This is a genomic window from Bacillus sp. TCT6 (assembly GCF_056033845.1).
Map to the genome: position 1 here is coordinate 1,252,761 of NZ_JBVYHX010000001.1, position 20,777 is coordinate 1,273,537.

General features: G+C 35.4%; 23 protein-coding genes, 1 other RNA gene and 1 pseudogene. 20 read left to right on the forward strand and 5 right to left on the reverse strand.

Annotated features, from left to right (window positions below; genetic code table 11):
• The first annotated feature begins 82 nt into the window (after window positions 1-82).
• The 6 genes from AC0ONG_RS06405 (at window position 83) to AC0ONG_RS06430 (ending at window position 3,983) form a co-directional block, all read left to right on the forward strand.
• Window positions 83-253, forward strand: a complete 171-nt coding sequence (locus AC0ONG_RS06405; protein WP_000412179.1) for a YpmA family protein — start codon at window positions 83-85, stop codon at window positions 251-253.
• A gap of 7 nt (window positions 254-260) precedes the next feature.
• Window positions 261-764, forward strand: coding sequence for a cell wall elongation regulator TseB-like domain-containing protein (locus tag AC0ONG_RS06410; protein ID WP_000758739.1), 504 nt, complete (start codon window positions 261-263; stop codon window positions 762-764).
• A gap of 18 nt (window positions 765-782) precedes the next feature.
• Window positions 783-1,970: an aspartate transaminase AspB gene (gene aspB, locus AC0ONG_RS06415; protein ID WP_000761559.1), complete on the forward strand. Its 1,188-nt coding sequence runs from the start codon at window positions 783-785 to the stop codon at window positions 1,968-1,970.
• Between the two features lie 120 nt (window positions 1,971-2,090).
• Window positions 2,091-2,798, forward strand: a complete 708-nt coding sequence (dnaD, locus tag AC0ONG_RS06420) for a DNA replication protein DnaD (protein ID WP_000728537.1) — start codon at window positions 2,091-2,093, stop codon at window positions 2,796-2,798.
• Between the two features lie 15 nt (window positions 2,799-2,813).
• On the forward strand, window positions 2,814-3,461 hold the full coding sequence (nth, locus tag AC0ONG_RS06425; RefSeq protein ID WP_000933035.1) for an endonuclease III: 648 nt from the start codon (window positions 2,814-2,816) through the stop codon (window positions 3,459-3,461).
• Between the two features lie 3 nt (window positions 3,462-3,464).
• A complete protein-coding gene (locus AC0ONG_RS06430) occupies window positions 3,465-3,983 on the forward strand; it encodes a YpoC family protein (RefSeq protein ID WP_000442661.1) in 519 nt (172 codons plus the stop codon).
• A gap of 26 nt (window positions 3,984-4,009) precedes the next feature.
• Here AC0ONG_RS06430 and AC0ONG_RS06435 read toward each other — a convergent pair whose 3' ends face one another.
• Window positions 4,010-6,712 (reverse strand): PBP1A family penicillin-binding protein, encoded by a 2,703-nt coding sequence (locus AC0ONG_RS06435; RefSeq protein WP_001283103.1) that lies wholly within the window; start codon window positions 6,710-6,712, stop codon window positions 4,010-4,012.
• Window positions 6,713-6,778: 66 nt separating this feature from the next.
• A complete protein-coding gene (gene recU / locus AC0ONG_RS06440; protein ID WP_000155599.1) occupies window positions 6,779-7,381 on the reverse strand; it encodes a Holliday junction resolvase RecU in 603 nt (200 codons plus the stop codon).
• Window positions 7,382-7,484: 103 nt separating this feature from the next.
• Here recU and AC0ONG_RS06445 point away from each other — a divergent pair, with 103 nt between their 5' ends.
• Window positions 7,485-8,510, forward strand: a complete 1,026-nt coding sequence (locus tag AC0ONG_RS06445) for a DUF2515 domain-containing protein (protein WP_003277507.1) — start codon at window positions 7,485-7,487, stop codon at window positions 8,508-8,510.
• Window positions 8,511-8,661: 151 nt separating this feature from the next.
• Here the strand turns inward: AC0ONG_RS06445 and AC0ONG_RS06450 are convergent, their stop codons facing one another.
• The gene (locus AC0ONG_RS06450; protein WP_003277508.1) at window positions 8,662-8,841 is read right to left on the reverse strand and encodes a hypothetical protein; all 180 of its coding nucleotides are present in this window, start codon (window positions 8,839-8,841) and stop codon (window positions 8,662-8,664) included.
• Between the two features lie 85 nt (window positions 8,842-8,926).
• Here AC0ONG_RS06450 and AC0ONG_RS06455 point away from each other — a divergent pair, with 85 nt between their 5' ends.
• A complete protein-coding gene (locus tag AC0ONG_RS06455) occupies window positions 8,927-9,169 on the forward strand; it encodes a hypothetical protein (protein ID WP_001252036.1) in 243 nt (80 codons plus the stop codon).
• Window positions 9,170-9,184: 15 nt separating this feature from the next.
• On the forward strand, window positions 9,185-9,529 hold the full coding sequence (locus AC0ONG_RS06460; protein WP_000786936.1) for a YppE family protein: 345 nt from the start codon (window positions 9,185-9,187) through the stop codon (window positions 9,527-9,529).
• Between the two features lie 26 nt (window positions 9,530-9,555).
• Here the strand turns inward: AC0ONG_RS06460 and AC0ONG_RS06465 are convergent, their stop codons facing one another.
• On the reverse strand, window positions 9,556-9,747 hold the full coding sequence (locus AC0ONG_RS06465; protein WP_000242652.1) for a YppF family protein: 192 nt from the start codon (window positions 9,745-9,747) through the stop codon (window positions 9,556-9,558).
• Between the two features lie 177 nt (window positions 9,748-9,924).
• Here AC0ONG_RS06465 and AC0ONG_RS06470 point away from each other — a divergent pair, with 177 nt between their 5' ends.
• From AC0ONG_RS06470 to AC0ONG_RS06515, 10 genes are all read left to right on the forward strand, one after another.
• Window positions 9,925-10,530 (forward strand): YppG family protein, encoded by a 606-nt coding sequence (locus tag AC0ONG_RS06470; RefSeq protein ID WP_000487717.1) that lies wholly within the window; start codon window positions 9,925-9,927, stop codon window positions 10,528-10,530.
• 155 nt (window positions 10,531-10,685) lie between these two features.
• Window positions 10,686-11,108: a CotD family spore coat protein gene (locus AC0ONG_RS06475; RefSeq protein ID WP_000546292.1), complete on the forward strand. Its 423-nt coding sequence runs from the start codon at window positions 10,686-10,688 to the stop codon at window positions 11,106-11,108.
• 56 nt (window positions 11,109-11,164) lie between these two features.
• Window positions 11,165-11,719, forward strand: a complete 555-nt coding sequence (locus AC0ONG_RS06480; protein WP_000862927.1) for an SLOG family protein — start codon at window positions 11,165-11,167, stop codon at window positions 11,717-11,719.
• 97 nt (window positions 11,720-11,816) lie between these two features.
• Complete coding sequence (gpsB, locus tag AC0ONG_RS06485; RefSeq protein ID WP_000622431.1) at window positions 11,817-12,152, forward strand: cell division regulator GpsB; 336 nt, start codon at window positions 11,817-11,819, stop codon at window positions 12,150-12,152.
• 86 nt (window positions 12,153-12,238) lie between these two features.
• Window positions 12,239-12,629: RNase P RNA component class B (gene rnpB / locus AC0ONG_RS06490), an RNA gene on the forward strand.
• 180 nt (window positions 12,630-12,809) lie between these two features.
• Window positions 12,810-13,949, forward strand: a complete 1,140-nt coding sequence (locus tag AC0ONG_RS06495; protein ID WP_000521224.1) for a THUMP domain-containing class I SAM-dependent RNA methyltransferase — start codon at window positions 12,810-12,812, stop codon at window positions 13,947-13,949.
• 61 nt (window positions 13,950-14,010) lie between these two features.
• The gene (locus AC0ONG_RS06500) at window positions 14,011-14,193 is read left to right on the forward strand and encodes a DUF3921 domain-containing protein (RefSeq protein ID WP_000376895.1); all 183 of its coding nucleotides are present in this window, start codon (window positions 14,011-14,013) and stop codon (window positions 14,191-14,193) included.
• A 139-nt stretch (window positions 14,194-14,332) separates the two neighbouring features.
• Window positions 14,333-16,270: an ATP-dependent DNA helicase gene (locus AC0ONG_RS06505; RefSeq protein WP_000493696.1), complete on the forward strand. Its 1,938-nt coding sequence runs from the start codon at window positions 14,333-14,335 to the stop codon at window positions 16,268-16,270.
• Window positions 16,271-16,370: 100 nt separating this feature from the next.
• Entirely contained in the window at window positions 16,371-17,888 is a 1,518-nt protein-coding gene (gene ypwA / locus AC0ONG_RS06510) for a carboxypeptidase (protein WP_474203540.1), read from the forward strand.
• 46 nt (window positions 17,889-17,934) lie between these two features.
• Window positions 17,935-18,405, forward strand: a complete 471-nt coding sequence (locus AC0ONG_RS06515) for a GNAT family N-acetyltransferase (protein ID WP_000967501.1) — start codon at window positions 17,935-17,937, stop codon at window positions 18,403-18,405.
• A 40-nt stretch (window positions 18,406-18,445) separates the two neighbouring features.
• On the opposite strand, the pseudogene mphL reads toward AC0ONG_RS06515, so the two are convergent.
• A pseudogene (gene mphL, locus AC0ONG_RS06520) lies at window positions 18,446-19,341 on the reverse strand (macrolide 2'-phosphotransferase MphL).
• A 604-nt stretch (window positions 19,342-19,945) separates the two neighbouring features.
• Between mphL and AC0ONG_RS06525 the strand changes: the two are divergent.
• Entirely contained in the window at window positions 19,946-20,692 is a 747-nt protein-coding gene (locus AC0ONG_RS06525; RefSeq protein ID WP_474203541.1) for a type I methionyl aminopeptidase, read from the forward strand.
• The last annotated feature ends 85 nt before the right edge of the window (window positions 20,693-20,777 follow it).

Here is a 20,777-nt window from a genome sequence, read left to right on the forward strand (position 1 = left end):
GGTTGTAAAGAATGTACTCTTATTGTAACCGCATTGCGTTCTTCTATAATTAGAAATTTTTGTGTAACGGAGGAGTTTTTTCATGGAGAAGAAAATCGAAGTACTATCAACGACGCGTATTAAATATTCGTCTGATTTGTATAAAATTGTTGATAGTTTGAATCGTACGTTAAAAGAGCAGGACCTCATGTTCGGACTAGCATTAGACGAAAAAGATAAAGAAACAGCTGTATTTACGATTTACAGAACGTAGCGATACAATGAAAAAGTGGATTTTTGCAATCATTATTGTTATCGTTGCTAGCGGAATATATGGGGCGTATGTTTATAATAAAGCGATGGGAAAGAAAATTCCAAAAGAGTCGAAATTTGTAGAAATTGCTAAAGAAAAAGCAAAGCTTACAAAGGTGAAATCTGTTGATTATTACAACGGAAAATCTGCATATATAGTCGTGCAAGGTACAGATGAAAAGGGAGAACAACTTATCGTTTGGGTGCCTGAGAAAAAAGGGGATACTGTAGTAAGGAAAAAGAGCGAAGGTATTTCTGAAAAAGAGGCTATACAAAGAACAATAGAGCAAGTCGGCAATGAAAGTAAGGAATCAAAAAGTAAGCCGAAAGAGATTATGAAAGTGAAATTAGGCTTTGAAAATGATGTACCACTATGGGAAGTTACATATATTGATGATGACAATCGTTATAGTTATTACTATCTTGAATTTAAAGATGGAAAATTTTTAAGACGATATAGCATTGAAAAATAGATGTAGGGGGAACTACAAATGAAATTAGCAAAGCGAGTAGCTGCTTTAACACCGTCTTCAACTTTAGAAATTACAGCAAAGGCACAAGCATTAAAAGCAGAGGGTCATGATGTAATTGCATTAGGGGCAGGGGAACCTGACTTTAATACACCAGAGCATATTATGGATGCTGCACATAAAGCGATGTTAGAAGGGCATACGAAGTATACACCAACAGGTGGATTACAATCGTTAAAACAAGAAATTGTGAAGAAATTTACTCGCGATCAAGGTATTGCGTATGATCCATCTGAAATTATTGTATGTAATGGCGCAAAGCATGCATTATATACATTATTCCAAGTATTACTTGATGAGGGAGATGAAGTTATCATCCCAACTCCTTACTGGGTAAGCTATCCAGAGCAAGTAAAGCTTGCTGGCGGTAAGCCGGTTTATGTAGAAGGTTTAGAAGACAATGAGTACAAAATTACAGCAAAGCAGCTGCGTGAGGCAATTACAGAGAAAACGAAAGCAGTTATTATTAATTCACCGAGCAATCCAACAGGAATGATTTATAGCAAAGAAGAATTACAACAGCTTGGAGAAGTATGTTTAGAACATGATATTTTAATCGTTTCTGATGAAATTTATGAAAAATTAATTTATGGTGGCGTAGAATATATTTCAATTGCCCAGCTTTCTAATGAATTAAAAGAACAAACACTTATTATTAATGGTGTATCTAAATCTCATTCTATGACAGGATGGCGTATTGGATATGCTGCAGGAAATAAGCAGCTTATTAAAGCGATGACGAACTTAGCGAGTCATAGTACGTCAAACCCTACTTCAATCGCTCAATACGGCGCAATTGCGGCATATGCAGGCTCACAAGAACCTGTGGAAACAATGCGTCAAGCCTTTGAAGAGAGATTAAACATCATTTATGATAAATTAATTCAAATCCCTGGCTTTACTTGTATTAAACCGCAAGGTGCATTTTACTTATTCCCTAACGTAAAAGAAGCTGTAGCTTTATCAGGATATGCAACAGTTGATGATTGGGCAAAAGCTCTATTAGAAGAGGAAAAAGTGGCTCTTGTACCAGGTACAGGATTTGGTGCTCCAAATAATGTTCGTTTATCATATGCGACATCTCTTGAACAAGTAGAGAAAGCATTGGAACGCATCCATACATTTATGAAAAGTAAAGTGCAAGCTTAATTGTATATTTCATTTATGTAATATACAAAACCTCCCTATTAATGGGGAGGTTTTTTTGACGAATTGTGGCAAAAAGAAATAGCTAAAGGTGTGTTATACTAGAGAGCGAGGTGTTTGGTGATGAAAAAGAAAATGATGTTACAGTGGTTTGAGCAGGGAAGCATTGCAATTCCAAAATTGCTTATGATGCATTATAAAAAATTAGGTTTAAATGAGACGGAATTTATGGTTGTACTTCATATACATACATTTTTAGAATCAGGTAATTCGTTTCCGACTCCTTCAGAGATTTCTGAACGGATGACGATAACAGAAATGAAATGTATGGAAATAATTCAAGCGTTGATTCAAAAAGGTTTTTTATCACTAGAAGGTGGACAAAGATCAGAAGCGATGATGTGCGAAAGTTATTCTTTACAACCGTTATGGGAAAAAATATTACATTTCTTAATGGATGAATCAATAGAGGAAGAGCAAAAAGAAAAAAAACAGCTGCAAGTAAATTTATATACAGTATTCGAAAAAGAATTTGGAAGACCACTTTCGCCGTTCGAATGTGAAACGTTAGGAATGTGGGAGGACCAAGATCAACATCATCCAAATTTAATTCAAGCGGCTCTTAGAGAAGCTGTAATGAGTGGAAAACTAAATTTCCGATATATTGATCGTATTTTATTTGAGTGGAAAAAGAATGGAATTAAAACGGTAGATCAGGCTCAAAATCAAGGTCAAAAATTTAGAGCGAATCAACAAAGAGCACAACAAATGACAAAACAAGAGACGAAATTTACTGGAAAAGTGCCTTTTTATAATTGGTTGGAGCAGTAATATAGGAGGGGAAATATGCTTAACAAAACGCAAATCCGTTATTGTTTAGACACAATGGCGGATATGTATCCAGAAGCACATTGTGAATTGGTTCATGACAATCCATTTGAACTTGTAATCGCGGTGGCGTTATCTGCACAATGTACAGATGTACTTGTAAATAAAGTGACAAGAAATTTATTTCAAAAATATAAAACACCAGAAGATTATTTAAGTGTTTCTCTAGAAGAATTACAACAAGATATACGCTCTATCGGATTGTATAGAAATAAAGCAAAAAACATTCAAAAATTATGCCGAATGTTATTAGATGACTATAATGGGGAGGTACCGAGCGATCGAGATGAACTTACGAAATTACCAGGTGTAGGAAGGAAAACAGCGAATGTTGTAGTTTCCGTAGCGTTTGGGATTCCGGCAATTGCTGTTGATACACATGTGGAGCGAGTGAGTAAACGATTAGCGATTTGTAGATGGAAAGACTCTGTGTTAGAAGTAGAAAAAACGTTAATGAAGAAAGTACCGATGGATGAGTGGGGGGTTACGCATCATCGTATGATTTTCTTTGGACGTTATCACTGTAAAGCACAACGACCGCAATGTGAGGAGTGCAGGCTGTTAGAAGTATGTCGTGAAGGAAAGAAGCGAATGAAGGTGAAATAAAGGATGGAGCGAGTTATAGAAATACCGAAAGAATTTCATTGCTTACCATTTTTTAAAGAAAGCGTAAATTCAATTGAGTATCATACAGACGAGTCTTTTGAAGAAATAATACAAAATACTTACTTTATATTTGATATTGAAAGACAGTATGAGCCATGGAAGGAAATTGAAAACAGTATTCCAGCAGTGTTGAATGTATGGAAAAATAAGCATGAAGACATTGCTATACTGTTTCGAAATAGAGATAAGCAAGAGGCTGAGGGGCCAATGATTCTTTTTGCAGCTCACTTGTTATCGGTTGTCTATTGGTTAAATGAGCAACCTGTTCATAGTTTGAATGAAATGCAAATAAATACGAATAAATTAAAAGTGCAACCTGTTAATTTTATGGAAAGGTATTCATTCATTATAAAGAAACCGAGTAATTATCATTCTTATATTCAATTAGCGCAGTTATATATCGAAATAGAAAAGCTGTTTGTAAAGAAAATGATAACAAAAAAGAAGTCTGCTTCTCGTTAAGAGAAACGGACTTCTTTTTTTGTTTATTAGGACTCTGTTGTAACAACAGCACCGTCTGCCTGAGGTGTATCTCCTCCGGTATTTTGGTGTTGCTGTTCTTGTTGTTTCTTAGCTTCGTCTTCAGCTTTTTTCTTGGCCTCTTCTTCAGCTTTCTTCTTAGCTTCGTCTTCAGCTTTTTTCTTAGCTTCGTCTTCAGCTTTTCTTCTAGCTTCCTCATCAGCTTTCTTTTGAGCTTCTTCTTGCTGTTTACGTTGTTGTTCTTGTTGTTGCTGCTGTTCTTGTTGTTTCTTAGCCTCTTCATCAGCTTTTTTCTTAGCTTCGTCTTGTTTTACTTTATCTTCATTAGCTTTTTTCTGGGCTTCCTCATCAGCTTTTTTCTTAGCTTCTTCATCGGCCTTTTTCTTAGCCTCTTCATCAGCTTTTTTCGCATCTGGAGTTCCGCCAGGCGCAGTGAAGGATGCACCAATTGCTGGGCTTGTTCCAGTACCTTTTTTCGCTACTACAGAGAAGCTGTAAGTAACACCTGGTTTAATACCACCAAGAGTAGCTGTCGTACCACTTATTGATAGGCTACCACTTGAACCGTCAGTTGCTTTATAGCTGGCTGCATATGCGTCAACTTCTGCTGGTCCAGACCAGTTTAGTGTAACTGTGCTAGCGCCATCAAAAGTGACATTCAGACCACTAGGGGCATCTACTTTAATTTGTTTAATTGCATCTTTTTTCGCACCTTTAACGTATAACTCTCCGTTTATTTCTTGTACAGAAGAAGGACGTTCAAAGCGTGATTTATCTGTAGCGAATTTGCTCATCATTATTTGGAACATTTGCTGTGCAATTCTAGTGGAGCGATCACTAACATAATTTTTTGGACCATCTTTTTCGTAACCAGTCCAAACAGCCATTGTGTATTGTGGTGTATATCCAGCAAACCAGCTATCTCTGTTTGCATCAGCTGGGATATCATATTTTTGAAGAACTGATGCATCAAAGTTTTGTGTTCCTGTTTTACCTGCTACGTCAACACCTGAAACGTATGCTGTTGGACCTGTACCACCAGAACCAGGTTTTACTACGTCACGAAGAACGTCAGTAACCATGTAAGCTGTATAGTCTTGCATTGCGCGTTGTTCCTTAGGTTTAAAGCTTTTCTTTTTCCCGTCCGGGAAGGTTACTTCTTTTACGAAGTGTGGTTTATTATAGTTACCACTATTACCGAAGGTTGCATATGCACCTGCTACTTCCAATGGAGACCCCTCGTTACTACCGATTGCTGTTGATTCGTAGACTTTTCCTTCTTTAAAGGTCATGCCTAAACCTTCAGCGAATTCTTTTGACTTATTAAGACCAACTGTTTGTGCTGTCTTTAAAGCTGGAATGTTTAATGACTTTTTCAAAGCTTCACGTAGTGAAACGTCACCTTTGTAGCTCTTTGTTGCATTTTGTATTTTTTTACCATTGGAATACGTATACTCTGAATCGTTTAATTGATGGTATGTAGACCATTGTAAATTTTCAATTGCCGGACCGTAGTCGAAAATTGGTTTCATTGTTGAACCAACTTGGCGTTTTAAATCAGTTGCCATATTATGACCTTTGAAAGTAGACTTACTTTCTTTACGTCCAGCACCAATTGCTCGAACTTCTCCAGACTGTGTATCCATAAATACGAATGACCCTTGGAATTGATCGTCTGGATACTTAATAAGATTGCCATCCATAATTTTGTCAGCGTAATCTTGAGCATCTTGATCAAGTGTTGTATGAATCGTTAAACCATCTGAACCGATATTTACATCAGGATATTCTTTTTCAACTTCTTTTACAACCGCATCTAAAAATGCTTGATACTTCATCTCAGTTACTTCTGAAGACGGTTGAAGGCCCTCTGTTACTGGGATCTTAACGGCGTTATTCATTTCTTCTTTTGTTATATAACCATGTCGATTCATTAATGATAATACAACATTACGACGATTTGTTGCTCGTTCAACATTTTCCTTTTTTGTTGGATCATAAATGTTTGGACCTTGGGGTAAACCAGCGAGCATAGCAGCTTCATGTAATTGCAAGTCTTTTAAATCTTTACCATAATATTTTTGCGCTGCTGTCGCAATACCATATGAACGGTTACCTAAATTAATCTTATTTAAGTACATTTCTAAAATCTCATGTTTAGAGTATTGTTGCTCTAATTTATAAGATAAGTACCATTCTTGTACTTTTCTCTTAGCAGTTTTATCCATCGTTAGAAAATAGTTTTTAACGACTTGCTGTGTAATCGTACTACCACCTTGGGAACCGAAACCACCAGTGACATTTTCCATAACTGCTTTTGTAGTTCGTTTAAAATCAATTCCATTATGATCATAGAAACGCGAATCCTCAGTTGCAAGGAATGCATTTTCAACTACTTTTGGAATTTGATCATAAGTAACATGCGTTCGTTTTTCAGCACCGTATTCATAGAAGAAATTCCCGTTTTTATCAAGAAACTTTGTTGATAAAGGATTAACAAGTTTGGATTTGTCTAATTTTGGAGCGTCCTTTACCATAACAAAGAAAGCGGAAACGCCGGCTACGAGACCAACGATACCAAGAAGTAGACAACCTATAAGGAATTTCTTGAAAAAGGAGCCTTTTTTCTTTGGTTTTTCTTCTTTATGTGTTTTTTTCTCTTGATTTTTCACATGATTTCGTTCTGTACGAGAACGATAATTATCTGACATTATACTTTCTCCTACCTTTCATTCTCTCCCCCAAAAGTCGAAAAAAGAGCCTTAGTGATGACTCTATCACGAAAAATAAACCGTGTCTAGTACACGGATATAGTCAATCCGAGGGTGATAACCGCATGATAATAAGGATCCATGCTCTTCTATTTCTTCTTTCGTAATCGACTTGCGTCCACCAGTATTTTGACGATTCCAAAATGCAATAATATGTTTTGCATCTAATAAATAAAATTCATCAAAAAGTGTAAATTTAATAATGACAAATGCAATTCCATTATGAGCAACCACTTGCTTCATATGTTCTATTTGATGAAGGTGGAAGTTTTGAAGTGGGAAACTAGTTTTATTTTTTGTTTCCTTTGCTTCAAAATCGATGTATTTCCCTTTGTATACACCGTTGTAATCTGTTGTAGAAGGTTGTTTAAAATACGCTTCTTTTACCACTGCAGCACTTCGAGCGGGGTAATCTACTTTTACAATTTGAAGAGGTGTAGGTTTTTTATGTACACATGCAATATTATGGGTTAAGTAATATTGATTTGTTTCATTCAATTCCTCTTCAAGGGACATACCTCTGTTGCTATAAGTATGTGTTTTTATAGGTGTTTTTTGAGGTTGTGAAGCTTGATTATACCTTTTTCCATTTGGGTAACGAATGGTCATAGTGTGTCCACTCCCAACTTACTAAGAATTACTTACAAAGGTGATTATATCAAAAAATGAAAAAAGATGTGACCTTTTTGATGAAAGGTATGATGACTTATTTATGTTGACATGGAATGATTATATGAAAATTAAACAAAATCGAGAAAAAAAGTTTTGTACAGAGGAAGAAAAAGCAATCATTCGCAATATTACAAAGAAAACAGAAATAGCTAATGTGGACAATATTTCTCGGACACAATCTTATCAAGAATATTATTTAAGAAATAGTGAAATCAGGTGGGCCTTTTTAGCGAGTATGGTTTCGAGAAATGCGGGATGGAATATGACCGATTTAGAAGGGAGATATTATGCTACTGTTTTACCTAAAACGGTAAAAAAACATTTATTTCTTCTGTACGAACAAGCTAATTGGATTATTTTCTTAGATGCCTTTCCTCAGCTATTATTGTATGAGGAAAGTAAGAAGAGACGTACACCTCTCTTTCATTTGTTGCAATATTTCAGCGTATCAATTTTTATGGAAAAAGAATGGTTACTTTTCTGGGAGAAAAGAGATATGAATAGGCTTATAACAGCCCTTATTATAAATGAACAAAATAAAATTCAAAAACCAGTCATTGAGAGCACATATTTTAAAAAACATGTATTCCATACTGCACTTTTTAAAGTACAAGAAAGATTTCATATTAGTGCAGTTATCTTCCCAACAATTGAAGGGAGGATGTATGGATTTTCGGTTTATCAATTTGAAACGTTACAACAGCGTATAGAACTGGGAAAAAAATTAGCATGGTTATTGTTTCATCCAATTTATAATGGTTCGTTTTATAAGTTTGCAGTGCAAACTACACATACTGGGTCTAGAGAAGATTATGAATTTTACTCAAAGGAAACTAGAAAATCGTGTACGCCAGCACTTAGAGATAGTTATCCTGTTGTTTTACATGAAGAAATAGAAATGAGAGATTGGTTTTGTGCAAATATGAAAATGAATGTGCTATTTGTACTTGAAGAACCTAAAGAGGAAGTTAATATAACAGAATGGTATAGGAGAAAGAGGGAACAAATCTATAGGATATCTATCGTAAATCGTTTCGTTAAAAGGATGGATGAGTTCATGATATAATGAAAAAGAAGTCCCGTCTTCCATTTTGAAGACGGGACTTCTTAATTTGAAATAATCCTGCTATGCTTGCTACGACTTTAATCTCAAAACGTAATGCTAGTAGGAGATTAAGGGTGACTTGAAATTTAACCGTACGTAATAAAGTCTCGCTTTATGTAGCAGGGAAGTTTGGACCATCTAGCTTTGGATTGCCAGTCTCGGGTTTATTTTGTTGTTTGTTTTGGTTTTTCTTTTTTTCATTTTTGTTCTTTGCCATTGTACTACACCTCCTTTTTGTATTGTTACCATTTCTATAAATGACATACGAAATGATTTCTTTGACGAATAACAACTAGTTTTGTCATGTGGGCAGGAGTGGTGAATCGTTCGGCGAAATTACATGACAAAGGAAAAGCAAAGAAGGAGGCGTTTTGTATATGGCGATGGTTCAGAAGGAAGATGTAATGAAAAAAATGGATCAAATGTTAAGTTCTCTCGATTTGCTGGAAATGAATATAGGGATTAGAATGAATCATGCATTAAAGGATGCGAGTGAAAAAATATGTAATAAGATAGAAATAACAGAAATGCATATTGAACATATGGAAAATAAATTAGTGCATCACGAAGAAAAAGGGAATTGGGTAAAGACATTTCAAAACGTCGTAGTGAGTGCATAATAAGGTGGGAAAGAGATGAAGAATGAAGCATTAATACAGTCTTCAGAAAAACTCATGCAGTATAATAATGAAGCGAATATAAAAAAAAGAGAACTAATCGAATACGACTTTTATAAGGATATGAAACCATTTGTAGACATGGTAGATGAGGAATTAAAGAAGTGGAAAGAATTAGCTTATACGTGGATTAAAGAAGAAAAGCCAAAGTATATACATGTACAGCAAATTGATCAAGTATACGATAATTTACAAACGAATGTGTTACAATGCTTTGTAAATAAAGGTAAAGGTAAACGATTCTTTGAAACACACCAAGCCATTTCGTATACTTTGCAAAATATAGTTGAGCAATGTAAATAACAAGAGGGAGAACCCTCTTGTTATTTTTATGCTTCTGTCATTGTTGTAGGTTTTGTTGCGCCGTTTATTTCTAATTCTTTTATTAATGTTCGATAATCTGAAATGCATATTTTTCCTTCGAGATACCAATGTCTCGCAAAGTCTAATAATTCATTTGCATTCTCTGTGCAATACCCCTTTTTTTGAGAAAACGCTTGTTTTAAATCCCCTAATACCATGTTGATTCCTCCCCCATGAGAATCTTCTTCTTAATTATCATAGCATGGAAGGGTTTTCTTTTTTAATTTTTTAAAAATTTAAACTTCCGACAAAAATAGACAGATACTCCATCACACATATTATTTTATAGGTACATATTATATATGTAGAAACTTATGTGAAGGAGGAGAGAATGCATGTTTCAACAATCTAACGTATATCAGCAAACAAATCCATATGCACAGCAAAATATGTACCAATATAATACGGATACATATTTACGGTATAATATGTATCCTTTCGAGCCTTATTATGGAAATCAAAATTATTATCAACCGTTTGAAGTGTCGTTTATGAATCAAGCTCAACAACCACAACAGCAGCAGCAACCTTATGTGAATCAGGCTCAACAACCACAACAACAGCAACCTCATGTGAATCAGGCTCAACAATCACAACAGCAGCAACCTTATGTGAATCAAGCTCAACAATCACAAGCTCAGCAACCATACATGAATCAACAACAGCAGCAGCCTTATATGAATTCGCAATATTATATGCCACCACCATCGCCCTATGCTAATCAACAAGCGATGTTTTATCCACCAAAACAGCCGTACCCGACGCAGAGTAAACAAAAGCAACAACAGCCAAGTCAGTTTTCTAGTTTTGTTTCTCAATTTAAAACATCCGATGGTAACTATGATGTAAATAAAATGATGAATACAGCTGGACAAATGATGAATGCGATGAATCAGGTGACAGGTATTGTAAAGCAAGTTGGAGGCTTTTTTGGTAAGTAATGTTGAAGAGTTGTCTATGAAAGTATGGTATATGAAATAAAGGACTAGACAAATTTCCTTGTAATAAATGGGTATATATAACAAACGGCTTTCTCTCTTTTCTCATACTGTAAAGTGTAATCAGATTTTTTTAACGAGAGAGGAGAGAAAAAACTATGCATCATTGTCATCCTTGTTTTGGAGGGCATAAGCCTGTAGGACCTATTTGTACAACTGCTCCTGTCGTTCATCCGACGAAACAATGCGTAACACACTCTTTTTCAACAACGGTGGTGCCACACATTTTCCCAACACATACAACACATGTACATCATCAACAAATTAAAAACCAAAACTTCTTCCCACAAACAAATTCAAATGTAAATGTTGTGGACCCAATCGACCCAGGATTCGGCGGTGGATGTGGACCGTGTGGCCATGGTCATCATCACCACGGTCATCAAATATCTCCATTTGGGCCAGGACCGAATGTATCACCGTTTGGACCAGGACCAAATGTATCACCGTTTTTACCAAACAATGTATCACCAGTAGGTCCAAATATCGGACCAAACGTTGGTGGAATATTTAAAAAGTAAATGATATGTTAGAACTAGCGAAATGCTAGTTCTTTTTTTGTAATTGGAGTGTTGATATGAAAGTTATTGCAGTAACAGGATATAAGCCATTTGAACTCGGAATATTTAAAAATGATCATCCAGGGGTGGGGTGTATAAAAAAGGCATTACACCGTAAATTAACCACTTTTGTAGAAGATGGTTTAGAATGGGTTATAATAAGCGGCCAGTTAGGTGTAGAATTATGGGCTGCTGAAGTTGTTTTTGAAATTCAAGTAGAATATCCAGATTTAAAATTAGCGGTATTCACTCCGTTTTTAGAACAAGAAGAAAATTGGAAAGAAGATAATCGTGAATATTACGAATTTATTCTTTCTCAAGCAGACCATGTTGATAGTATCACGAAACGGAAGTATGAAAGCCCAGAGCAATTTAAATTAAAAAATCAATTTTTTATTGAAAAAAGTGATGCACTTTTAGCGGTATACGATGAAGAAAAACCAGGAAGTCCCAAATATATTGTAGAAACAGCAAAGAAAAAAGGGGAAATAGAAAATTATCACAGTTATTTCATTCTTTTTTCTGAGTTACAAGATATAATAGAAGAGGAACAGTGGAATAATGCAGAGTAATATGTAATATAGTACTCGTATATATGATTGACAAAAAGCATTGTTTCTGAAAAAATTTAGTTAATGAAAGTTTTGGTAAAAATTTGAGGTGAAGAAAATGATTTCGGATAAAATTAAATTAACAGCGAAAGATATTTTAGAAAAAGAATTTAAAACAGGTATGAGAGGTTATCAGCAAGAAGAAGTAGATAAGTTTCTTGATATGATCATTAAAGACTATGAAGCTTTCCACAAAGAGTTTGAGCAATTAAAGCAACAAAATGCTCGTTTAAAGCGTGAATTAGAGGAACAAAAACTAGCAGTAACGCAAGTTCCACAACAACCTGTACAAACACCAGTTGCACAACCGGTTTATAACAACACGAATACGGATATTTTAAAACGCTTATCTAACTTAGAAAAAGCTGTATTTGGAAGTAAGTTATACGAATGATGTAAGGTGGGAAAAGGTTTAAGCATTTTACATAGAAAAAAACGTTGCAAAATCTTTTTGTTTCCACTATACTAATGGATGTCATAACGTTTGGGTAATCGCTGCAACGCCAACGTTGTAGAGGAAAGTCCATGCTCGCACGGCCTGAGATGGCTGTAGTGTTCGTGCCTAGCCAATTCATAAGCTAGGGTATTCTGGCTGTAAGGCTGGTTTAACGGCAGGGAAAAAACCTAAGTCCTTTCGGATATGGTTTGACTACCTTTAAAGTGCCACAGTGACGAAGTCCTTGAAGAAATGATAGGAGTGGAACGAGGTAAACCCCACGAGCGAGAAACCCAAATAATGGTAGGGGAATCTTTTCCAAGGAAATGAACGACGGGAAAGGACAGGTTATAAAACCTGTAGATAGATGATTGCCACCGGAGTACGAGGCGTGGGCCGTTTGTAGTACAAAGGAACAGAACATGGCTTACAGAACGTTATGAACCAACTATGAAATAACTCAGCTCTCCTTTGTTAGAGGAGGGCTTTTTATTTGTATGAAGTTATAAAGTATGAGTTAAAATGGTTAATGAGAAAATTTTTCGTAAAATGTAATGATTAATAGGAACAATTGCTATTAATTATTGTTTGAATATACATAAGAGGTGAATGCAAATGGGAAAAGTTACTTTAATTGCAACAGCGGCAATGGGTATTGAAGCGTTAGTTGCCCGAGAAGTTCGCGATCTTGGTTATGAATGTCAAGTAGAAAACAGCAAAGTAACATTTGAAGCAGATGAAAAGGCGATTTGTCGCACGAATTTATGGTTACGTACTGCGGATCGTGTAAAAATTAAAGTTGGCGAATTTAAAGCAACAACATTTGATGAGCTATTTGAAAAAACGAAAGCATTAAACTGGGGAGATTATATTCCAGAGAATGGCGAGTTCCCTGTTATCGGTAAATCTTTAAAATCTGAATTATTCAGTGTTTCGGATTGCCAACGTATTGTTAAAAAGGCTGTCGTTGAAAAATTAAAAACAACATATAAACGTACAACTTGGTTTGAAGAAGATGGTCCGTTATTCCGTATCGAGATTGCAATGCTCAAGGATATTGCAACATTAACAATTGATGCGAGTGGTGTTGGACTTCATAAACGTGGATACCGTATGGATCAAGGGGAAGCTCCGTTAAAAGAAACATTAGCTGCGTCTTTAATTAAATTAACAAACTGGAAGCCAGATCGTCCATTTGTTGATCCATTCTGTGGATCAGGTACAATTCCGATTGAAGCGGCATTAATTGGGCAAAACATTGCGCCAGGATTTAACCGTGGTTTCGCATCAGATGAGTGGGGCTGGGTAGGTAAACAAAACTGGCGTGAAGCGCGTCAAGAAGCTGAAGATTTAGCGAACTATGATCAACGATTACAAATCATAGGATCAGATATTGATCATCGTATGATTCGAGTTGCTCAAGATAACGCAGAAGAAGTAGGTTTAGGTGATTTAATTACATTTAAACAAATGCAGGTAAAAGATTTCACAACAAAAGAGGATTATGGCTACGTTGTAACGAATCCTCCATACGGAGAACGTTTAAGTGAAAAAGCACTCGTTGAACAACTGTATAAAGAAATGGGACAAGTATTCCGTCCGTTAGATACATGGTCAGCGTATGTATTAACAAGCTACGAAGCATTTGAGAAGTGTTACGGAAAAGATGCGTCGAAGAAGCGTAAACTGTTTAACGGATTTATCCGTACAGATTACTACCAATACTTCGGAAAACGTCCACCGCGTAATTCATAGTATAAAACTCCTCCAGCGCGCATATACTGGCTATTATGTAATGCGTAAAGGAGGAAGTGATATGGATAGTTTCCAATTATCAATGATTCAAAAAGCTATTCACCGTACGTATGATGAGCTCGGAAAAGAAGTGGATAGTCAAGGTGCGATTGTAGATGAAATACAAAAAGCACAAGAAGAATATCTGTCAGCTCTTTCACATGAAACAGCGATTGATAAACGGTATTTAAAGTCATTAATATAGAAGAAAATTTTCCTTTTTCGAAAGGAAAATTTTTTTTCGTGAATTTCTATGTATGGCAACAGGGGAAAGCAAATGCATACATATGCGTAGCAGTTGCTATTATCTTTTTATAGAAAAACTTTTTGGTTGGAGGCTAAGGATGTTTACTGAGAAGAGATTACCATTTGAAGTAGGAAAACAAGATAATTTTTATGATAAGTTGAATGAGTGGATTGGAGATGTATTTTACGACATCCTTCCGGAAAAAGGCTTTGAAGAGCGTGATGAACAAATTTTTATGGCGTTTCAGTTAGAACGCGCTTTCCAAGAAAAGAAAGTTATGTTCGCAGAAGCGGGTGTAGGAACAGGGAAAACAATTGTATATCTTCTATATGCAATTTGTTACGCGCGTTATACTGGGAAACCAGCTATTATTGCTTGTGCAGATGAAACGTTAATTGAGCAACTTGTGAAAGAAGAAGGGGACATTGCTAAGTTATCTGAAGCATTAGGGCTCTCTGTTGATGTAAGGCTTGCAAAATCAATGGATAATTATTTATGCTTACGTAAACTTGAAGATGTTATGAGTGGACGAGCTCCAGAAGTAATTGAAGACGTATATTATGAGTTACCACAGTTTGTATTTGATCATGGTACGATGCAAAACTTTACTCACTATGGTGACAGAAAAGAATTTCCACTTTTAAATGACGAAGAATGGTCAAAAGTAAATTGGGATTACTTCCAAGATTGCTTTACTTGTGATTCTCGTCATCGCTGTGGACAAACTCTTTCTCGTGAACATTATCGTAAAGCAGCAGATTTAATTATTTGTTCTCAAGATTTCTATATGGATCATATTTGGACGTACGATGCTCGTAAGCGTGAAGGGCAAATTCCGTTATTACCAGAAAGTAGCTGCGTTGTATTCGATGAAGGACATCTTGTAGAATATGCAGCTCAAAAAGCTTTAACATACCGTTTAAAGCAAACGATGATGGAGCAACTTTTAACGAGATTGCTACAAAACGATATTCGCGAGGAGTTTGCGCATTTAGTAGAAGAAACAATTTGGCAAACAGAGCGATTCTTTGATGTGTTACAAGAGAATAAAAAGGAAATTGCCGGTTCTGATCGTTTAGAAATTACTGTGACAGAAAAAGTAACAGCTGAAGCGAAGCGACTTTATGCAAAAATTGGTGAAGTCGGTGATGCATTAGTATTTGAAAGTGAAATGCATACAGTAAACACGTATGACTTAAATATCGTTGATGAGCATTTAGATGTGTTAGAACATTCACTTCGTCTGTTTATGCACGAGAAAAATGTAATTACATGGGGTGAAGAAGGTGATGGTGCCTTCACGTTAGTTATTATGCCGCGTGCAGTTGAAGAGGTGTTACAAGAGAAAGTATTCTCGAAGAAAATCCCGTATATTTTCTCTTCTGCGACATTATCGAACAACGATTCATTCGCATTTACAGCAAATAGTCTAGGGGTAAAAGATTACTTATCATTCTCAGTTGCCTCACCGTTTGATTATGAGGAGCAAATGGCGGTAAACTTACTATCGCATACGAAAGAAAATGAATGGGAAAGAAAGTGTCAATATACACTTGAAAATATACAAAAAACAAATGGACGTACGCTTGTATTATTCCGTACAACACAAGAACTTGCAGCGTTTAAAGAATATGTAAGTAAAGAACAAATGTCAGTTCCGTTCCTATATGAAGGAGATCAGGAAATTAGTCAGCTCGTTTCTCGTTTCCAAAATGAAGAAGAGACTGTACTTTGTGCCGTTCATTTATGGGAAGGTTTAGATATTCCAGGTTCATCATTATCACATGTTATCATTTGGTCATTACCATTCCCTCCAAACGATCCTGTGTTTGAAGCGAAACGTAAGCACGTAAATGATCCATTCTGGGATGTAGATGTACCGTATATGATTTTACGACTTCGTCAAGGGATCGGACGTTTAATTCGTACGAGCGACGATAAAGGTGCTATATCAATCTTCTTATCTGATTCAGAAGATGAGAAAGTAGTTGCAGCTGTGAAAAATGTACTGCCAGTAGAAGGTAAAGAATTATAAGGAAAAAGCTTGGCGCTTGCCAAGCTTTTTTCTATTATAAAAGGAATTTATGTTTCCGTGTCGAATTAAGTTTGAGGTAGAAAAAGGAGGCTTTTATACGATGACAGTTGCTACATATGAAGTAGAAAAACAATTTTTAACATACGTGAAGAAGATACAGAATTATGGAGAAGCATTAAGTTTAATGTTTTGGGATTTAAGAACAGGTGCACCAAAAAAAGGTGTGGATCAGCGTTCTGAAGTAATTGGTATGCTTTCGTCAGAAGTGTTTGCTATGTCGACTTCAGATGAGATGGGAAACTATTTAACAGAGCTTGAAGCTTTAATACGCGAAGATAAACTTTCTGAAACGACGAAGAAAATGGTTGAAGAGTGCCGGAAAGAATATGATAGAAATAAAAAAATTCCACAAGTTGAATATGAGGCTTATGTGAAATTAGAAGCGAAAGCGGAGAGTGTGTGGGAAGAAGCTCGCGAAAAATCTGATTTCGAAATGTTCCGCCCATACTTAGAAAAAATTGTGGAATTTAAAAAGAAATTTATTACATATTGGGGTTATGAAACATATAAATACAATACATTATTAGATATGTATGAGCCAGGTATTATAGTGGAAGTTTTAGATCACGTATTTGGTCAACTTCGTGAGCGCATCGTACCGCTTGTAAAAGAAATCTCTGAGTCTAAAAAAGGATTAAAAACAAGTGCTTTATCGGAACGATTTTCAAAAGAAAAACAAAAGAACTTTACATTAGAATTATTGAAGCAATTGAATTATGACTTTGAAGCAGGTCGTCTTGATGAAACAGTACATCCTTTCGAAATTACATTAAATAGAGGGGATGTTCGTATTACGACACGCTATGATGAAAAAGATTTTCGTATGGCTGTTTTTGGAACAATTCATGAATGTGGTCATGCAGTATATGAACAAAATATTGCAGAACAATTTGAAGGTACACCACTTTGCAGTGGTACATCTATGGGTATTCACGAATCACAATCATTATTCTTTGAGAACTTTATCGGCCGTAATAAATCATTCTGGAAGAAGAATTATGATTTATTAAAAGAGTATAGCAATGGTCAATTTGATGATATGTCAGTTGATGAGTTTTATGATGCAATTAACGAATCGAAACCGTCATTCATTCGTATAGAAGCAGATGAGCTTACATACCCGCTTCATGTTATGGTTCGTTATGAGCTTGAGAAAGAATTATTTGATGGTACATTACAAGTGAAGGACTTACCAGCAGCTTGGAATGATAAGATGGAAGCATATTTAGGCATTCGTCCGGAAAATAATGCACAAGGTGTATTGCAAGATGTTCACTGGGCTGGTGGTTCATTTGGATACTTCCCATCTTATGCGCTTGGTTACATGTATGCAGCACAGTTTAAGCAAAGAATGTTAAAAGACATTCCGAACTTTGACGCATTATTAGAAGAAGGAAACGTAACACCAATTCGTGAATGGTTAACAGAAAATATTCACCAATACGGTAAAACGAAAAAGCCACTTGAAATTTTAGAAGATGTGACAGGCGAAGGATTAAATGCAAACTACTTAGCAGATTATTTAGAAGCGAAGTATAAAGAAATTTATGAGTTATAAAAAAGAGCTGCTTAATTGCAGCTCTTTTTTTAAGGGGGATAAAAGAATGCTTTATACATATACAGTAATGACGCAAGAAGAAGCGGAAGAGATTGCATATAACTGGCACTATGAAGGGAAATATTCTTTTTATGATATAGCGGCAGATGAAGAAGATTTAGATGAGTTTTTACATGATGAGAGTAGAGGGAATCATACATTTTCTGTAAAGGAAAATGGCACTCTCATTGGTTTTTTTACTGTTTGTAAAATGAATAATGGAACGGTTGATATAGGACTTGGAATGAGACCTGATATAACTGGCAATGGATTTGGTTTACAGTTCGTGAATGCGGGACTAGCTTTTAGTGAAGAAAAATATGGGTGCAATTATATAACACTATCAGTAGTGAAATTTAATGAGAGAGCTATTAAAGTATATAAAAGGGCAGGGTTTGAAGCAGTTGGGACGTTTATACAAAAAACAAACGGTAGTTGTTTTGAGTTTTTGAAAATGAATTATATATGTGGAAAATAACAAAAAACAGAAGAGGGTTCTTCTGTTTTTTGCAACTACATTAACTTTCAGTTGATAGCATGTGTACAGCTATTTCATGCATGTCTTTCAAACCTGATACTTGAGCGTATTCAGCAACAGTGATACTACTTGTTGTTAGAAGTTCGATAATATGTTCATCCATTCTTGACCAAGTTTTACCGCCAGAATTGTCATAAGAACTAATTAACTTTGTTAGTCCATCTTTCCCAAAGAGCAGATAATGGGAAGCGAAATCGATAGATACATCAGCTATCCCTACTTCTGTCCAATCGATTAAGCCAGTTACATTATTTTTCTTATCAATCAGGATATGACCTGGATGTATATCCCCGTGCTTTACTCCTACATGAGATGGCCAAAAAGAGTCTTCAGCTAGCCATGCTTGCCAACGATCCCATAAGTTTTGATTGATGTGGTATTGTTCCTTCACTCGATTCATCCTTTGTTTCATAGAAGTTCTTAATTCATTAGCAGTAAGAATTTCAACACCTATATTATTAAATTTTTGCTGAGGTAATGAGTGTAAATTCGCTAGAACTTTTCCTAATGAAATATTGTATTCAGTTGGTGCATTCTTTTCATTAAAGTTCCATATATATTCTTGTTGTTCTATATCGATAGTAGCGGCAGGAACGCCACTTAGTTGTTTATAAGCGATTAGTTTCTCAGAGAATATAGACCAATCAGGAACTTGGAATTCTACATGTTTTTTCATAAGTTCTAATGCTTTTTTTCTCGTTGGACATGTCTCATAGATTCTGGTCTACGAGGGATTCTTAGTATCCATTTATCTCCGTTTTGTTCTTTAACGTGTGCTACTTGAAAGTCAACGCCAGATTCATTAATTACTATTGAATCTTCTAATATATTTAGTCCTTCCTTATTTGCTAATTGTTTAACTTTAAGTGTATTCATTCCCATTTCCTCCAAATGTTTATTCTAATTTTAATGTTTTCTGTTACTAATTGTTTCTAACTACATCAATATGATTAAAGTAGCGAGATATAAGGAAATGTAATCATAAAAAAACCACAGACGAGCTTCTGTCTGTGGTTAAGAGTAAACGAGGATATAATGAATAAACGCCTCTCTTTGTATGAAAAAATATACGAAAAAAAGACAGACGTATATCTGCCTTTCTTCATGTGGAAAGTGTACTCTTCCGTTGAAGATTATTAAAAATGTGCAGACTAATCCCGTTTACTCTGCTTTATGAAAACAGAGCCTTTGAACATATTAAGTTACTTATTGTTCAAAGTTTGCTGACGTAGTCTTCCTGCGTGCATCATCTTTAATAATCCTCCTTTTAATAGTATGGTAACACTATACTTTGTTTATAAGTAAATATCAATAAAAAATACTAGATATAATATCTTAAAAATCGAATTAACTAAAAATTTATATTCGGAAAATAGAGATAAAGGATATTTGCTTTTGTAATTGGAAATTGTGGAAGAAGATGTGTATGATAGAATTTTAGTAGTAAATAGTAGGTTTAGCAAGGAAAGGTAGAGGTAGTATGATTACAATTAAAACGAAAAATGAAATAGATTTGATGCATGAATCTGGAAAATTACTTGCTTCATGTCATAAAGAAATTGCGAAAATGATAAAGCCAGGTATAAAGACACAAGAGATTGATACGTTTGTTGAAATGTATTTAAAACAGCATGGTGCCACATCTGAACAGAAAGGTTACAATGGGTATCCATATGCGATATGTGCATCTGTAAACGATGAAATGTGTCATGGGTTTCCGGCCGATGTTCCTTTAAATGAAGGAGATATTGTAACAATTGACATGGTAGTAAACTTAAATGGTGGTCTTTCAGATTCTGCTTGGACGTATAGAGTTGGAAATGTTTCTGAGGAAGCGGAAAGGTTAATGGTAGTAGCTGAGAATGCATTGTATAAAGGGATTGATCAGGCGGTAATCGGTAATCATGTAGGAGACATTGGGTATGCAATTGAGAGTTACGTAGCAAATGAAGGTTGTTCTGTCGCAAGAGACTTTACGGGACATGGAATAGGTAAAGAGATCCATGAAGAACCAGCAATTTTTCATTTTGGGAAACAAGGACAAGGGCCTGAGTTGCAAGAAGGAATGGTAATTACAATTGAGCCAATTGTAAATGTAGGTATGCGATATTCTAAAGTAGATTTAAATGGATGGGCTGCAAGAACGATGGACGGGAAATTATCAGCGCAATATGAGCATACAATTGCAATTACAAAAGATGGGCCAATTGTTTTAACGACGCTTTGAAATAATATGTAAGAGTTTACAAAACTCGAACGAAAATGATGTTTTTATAAAATTTGTACGTGTTTTGTTAATAAATACTTTTCAA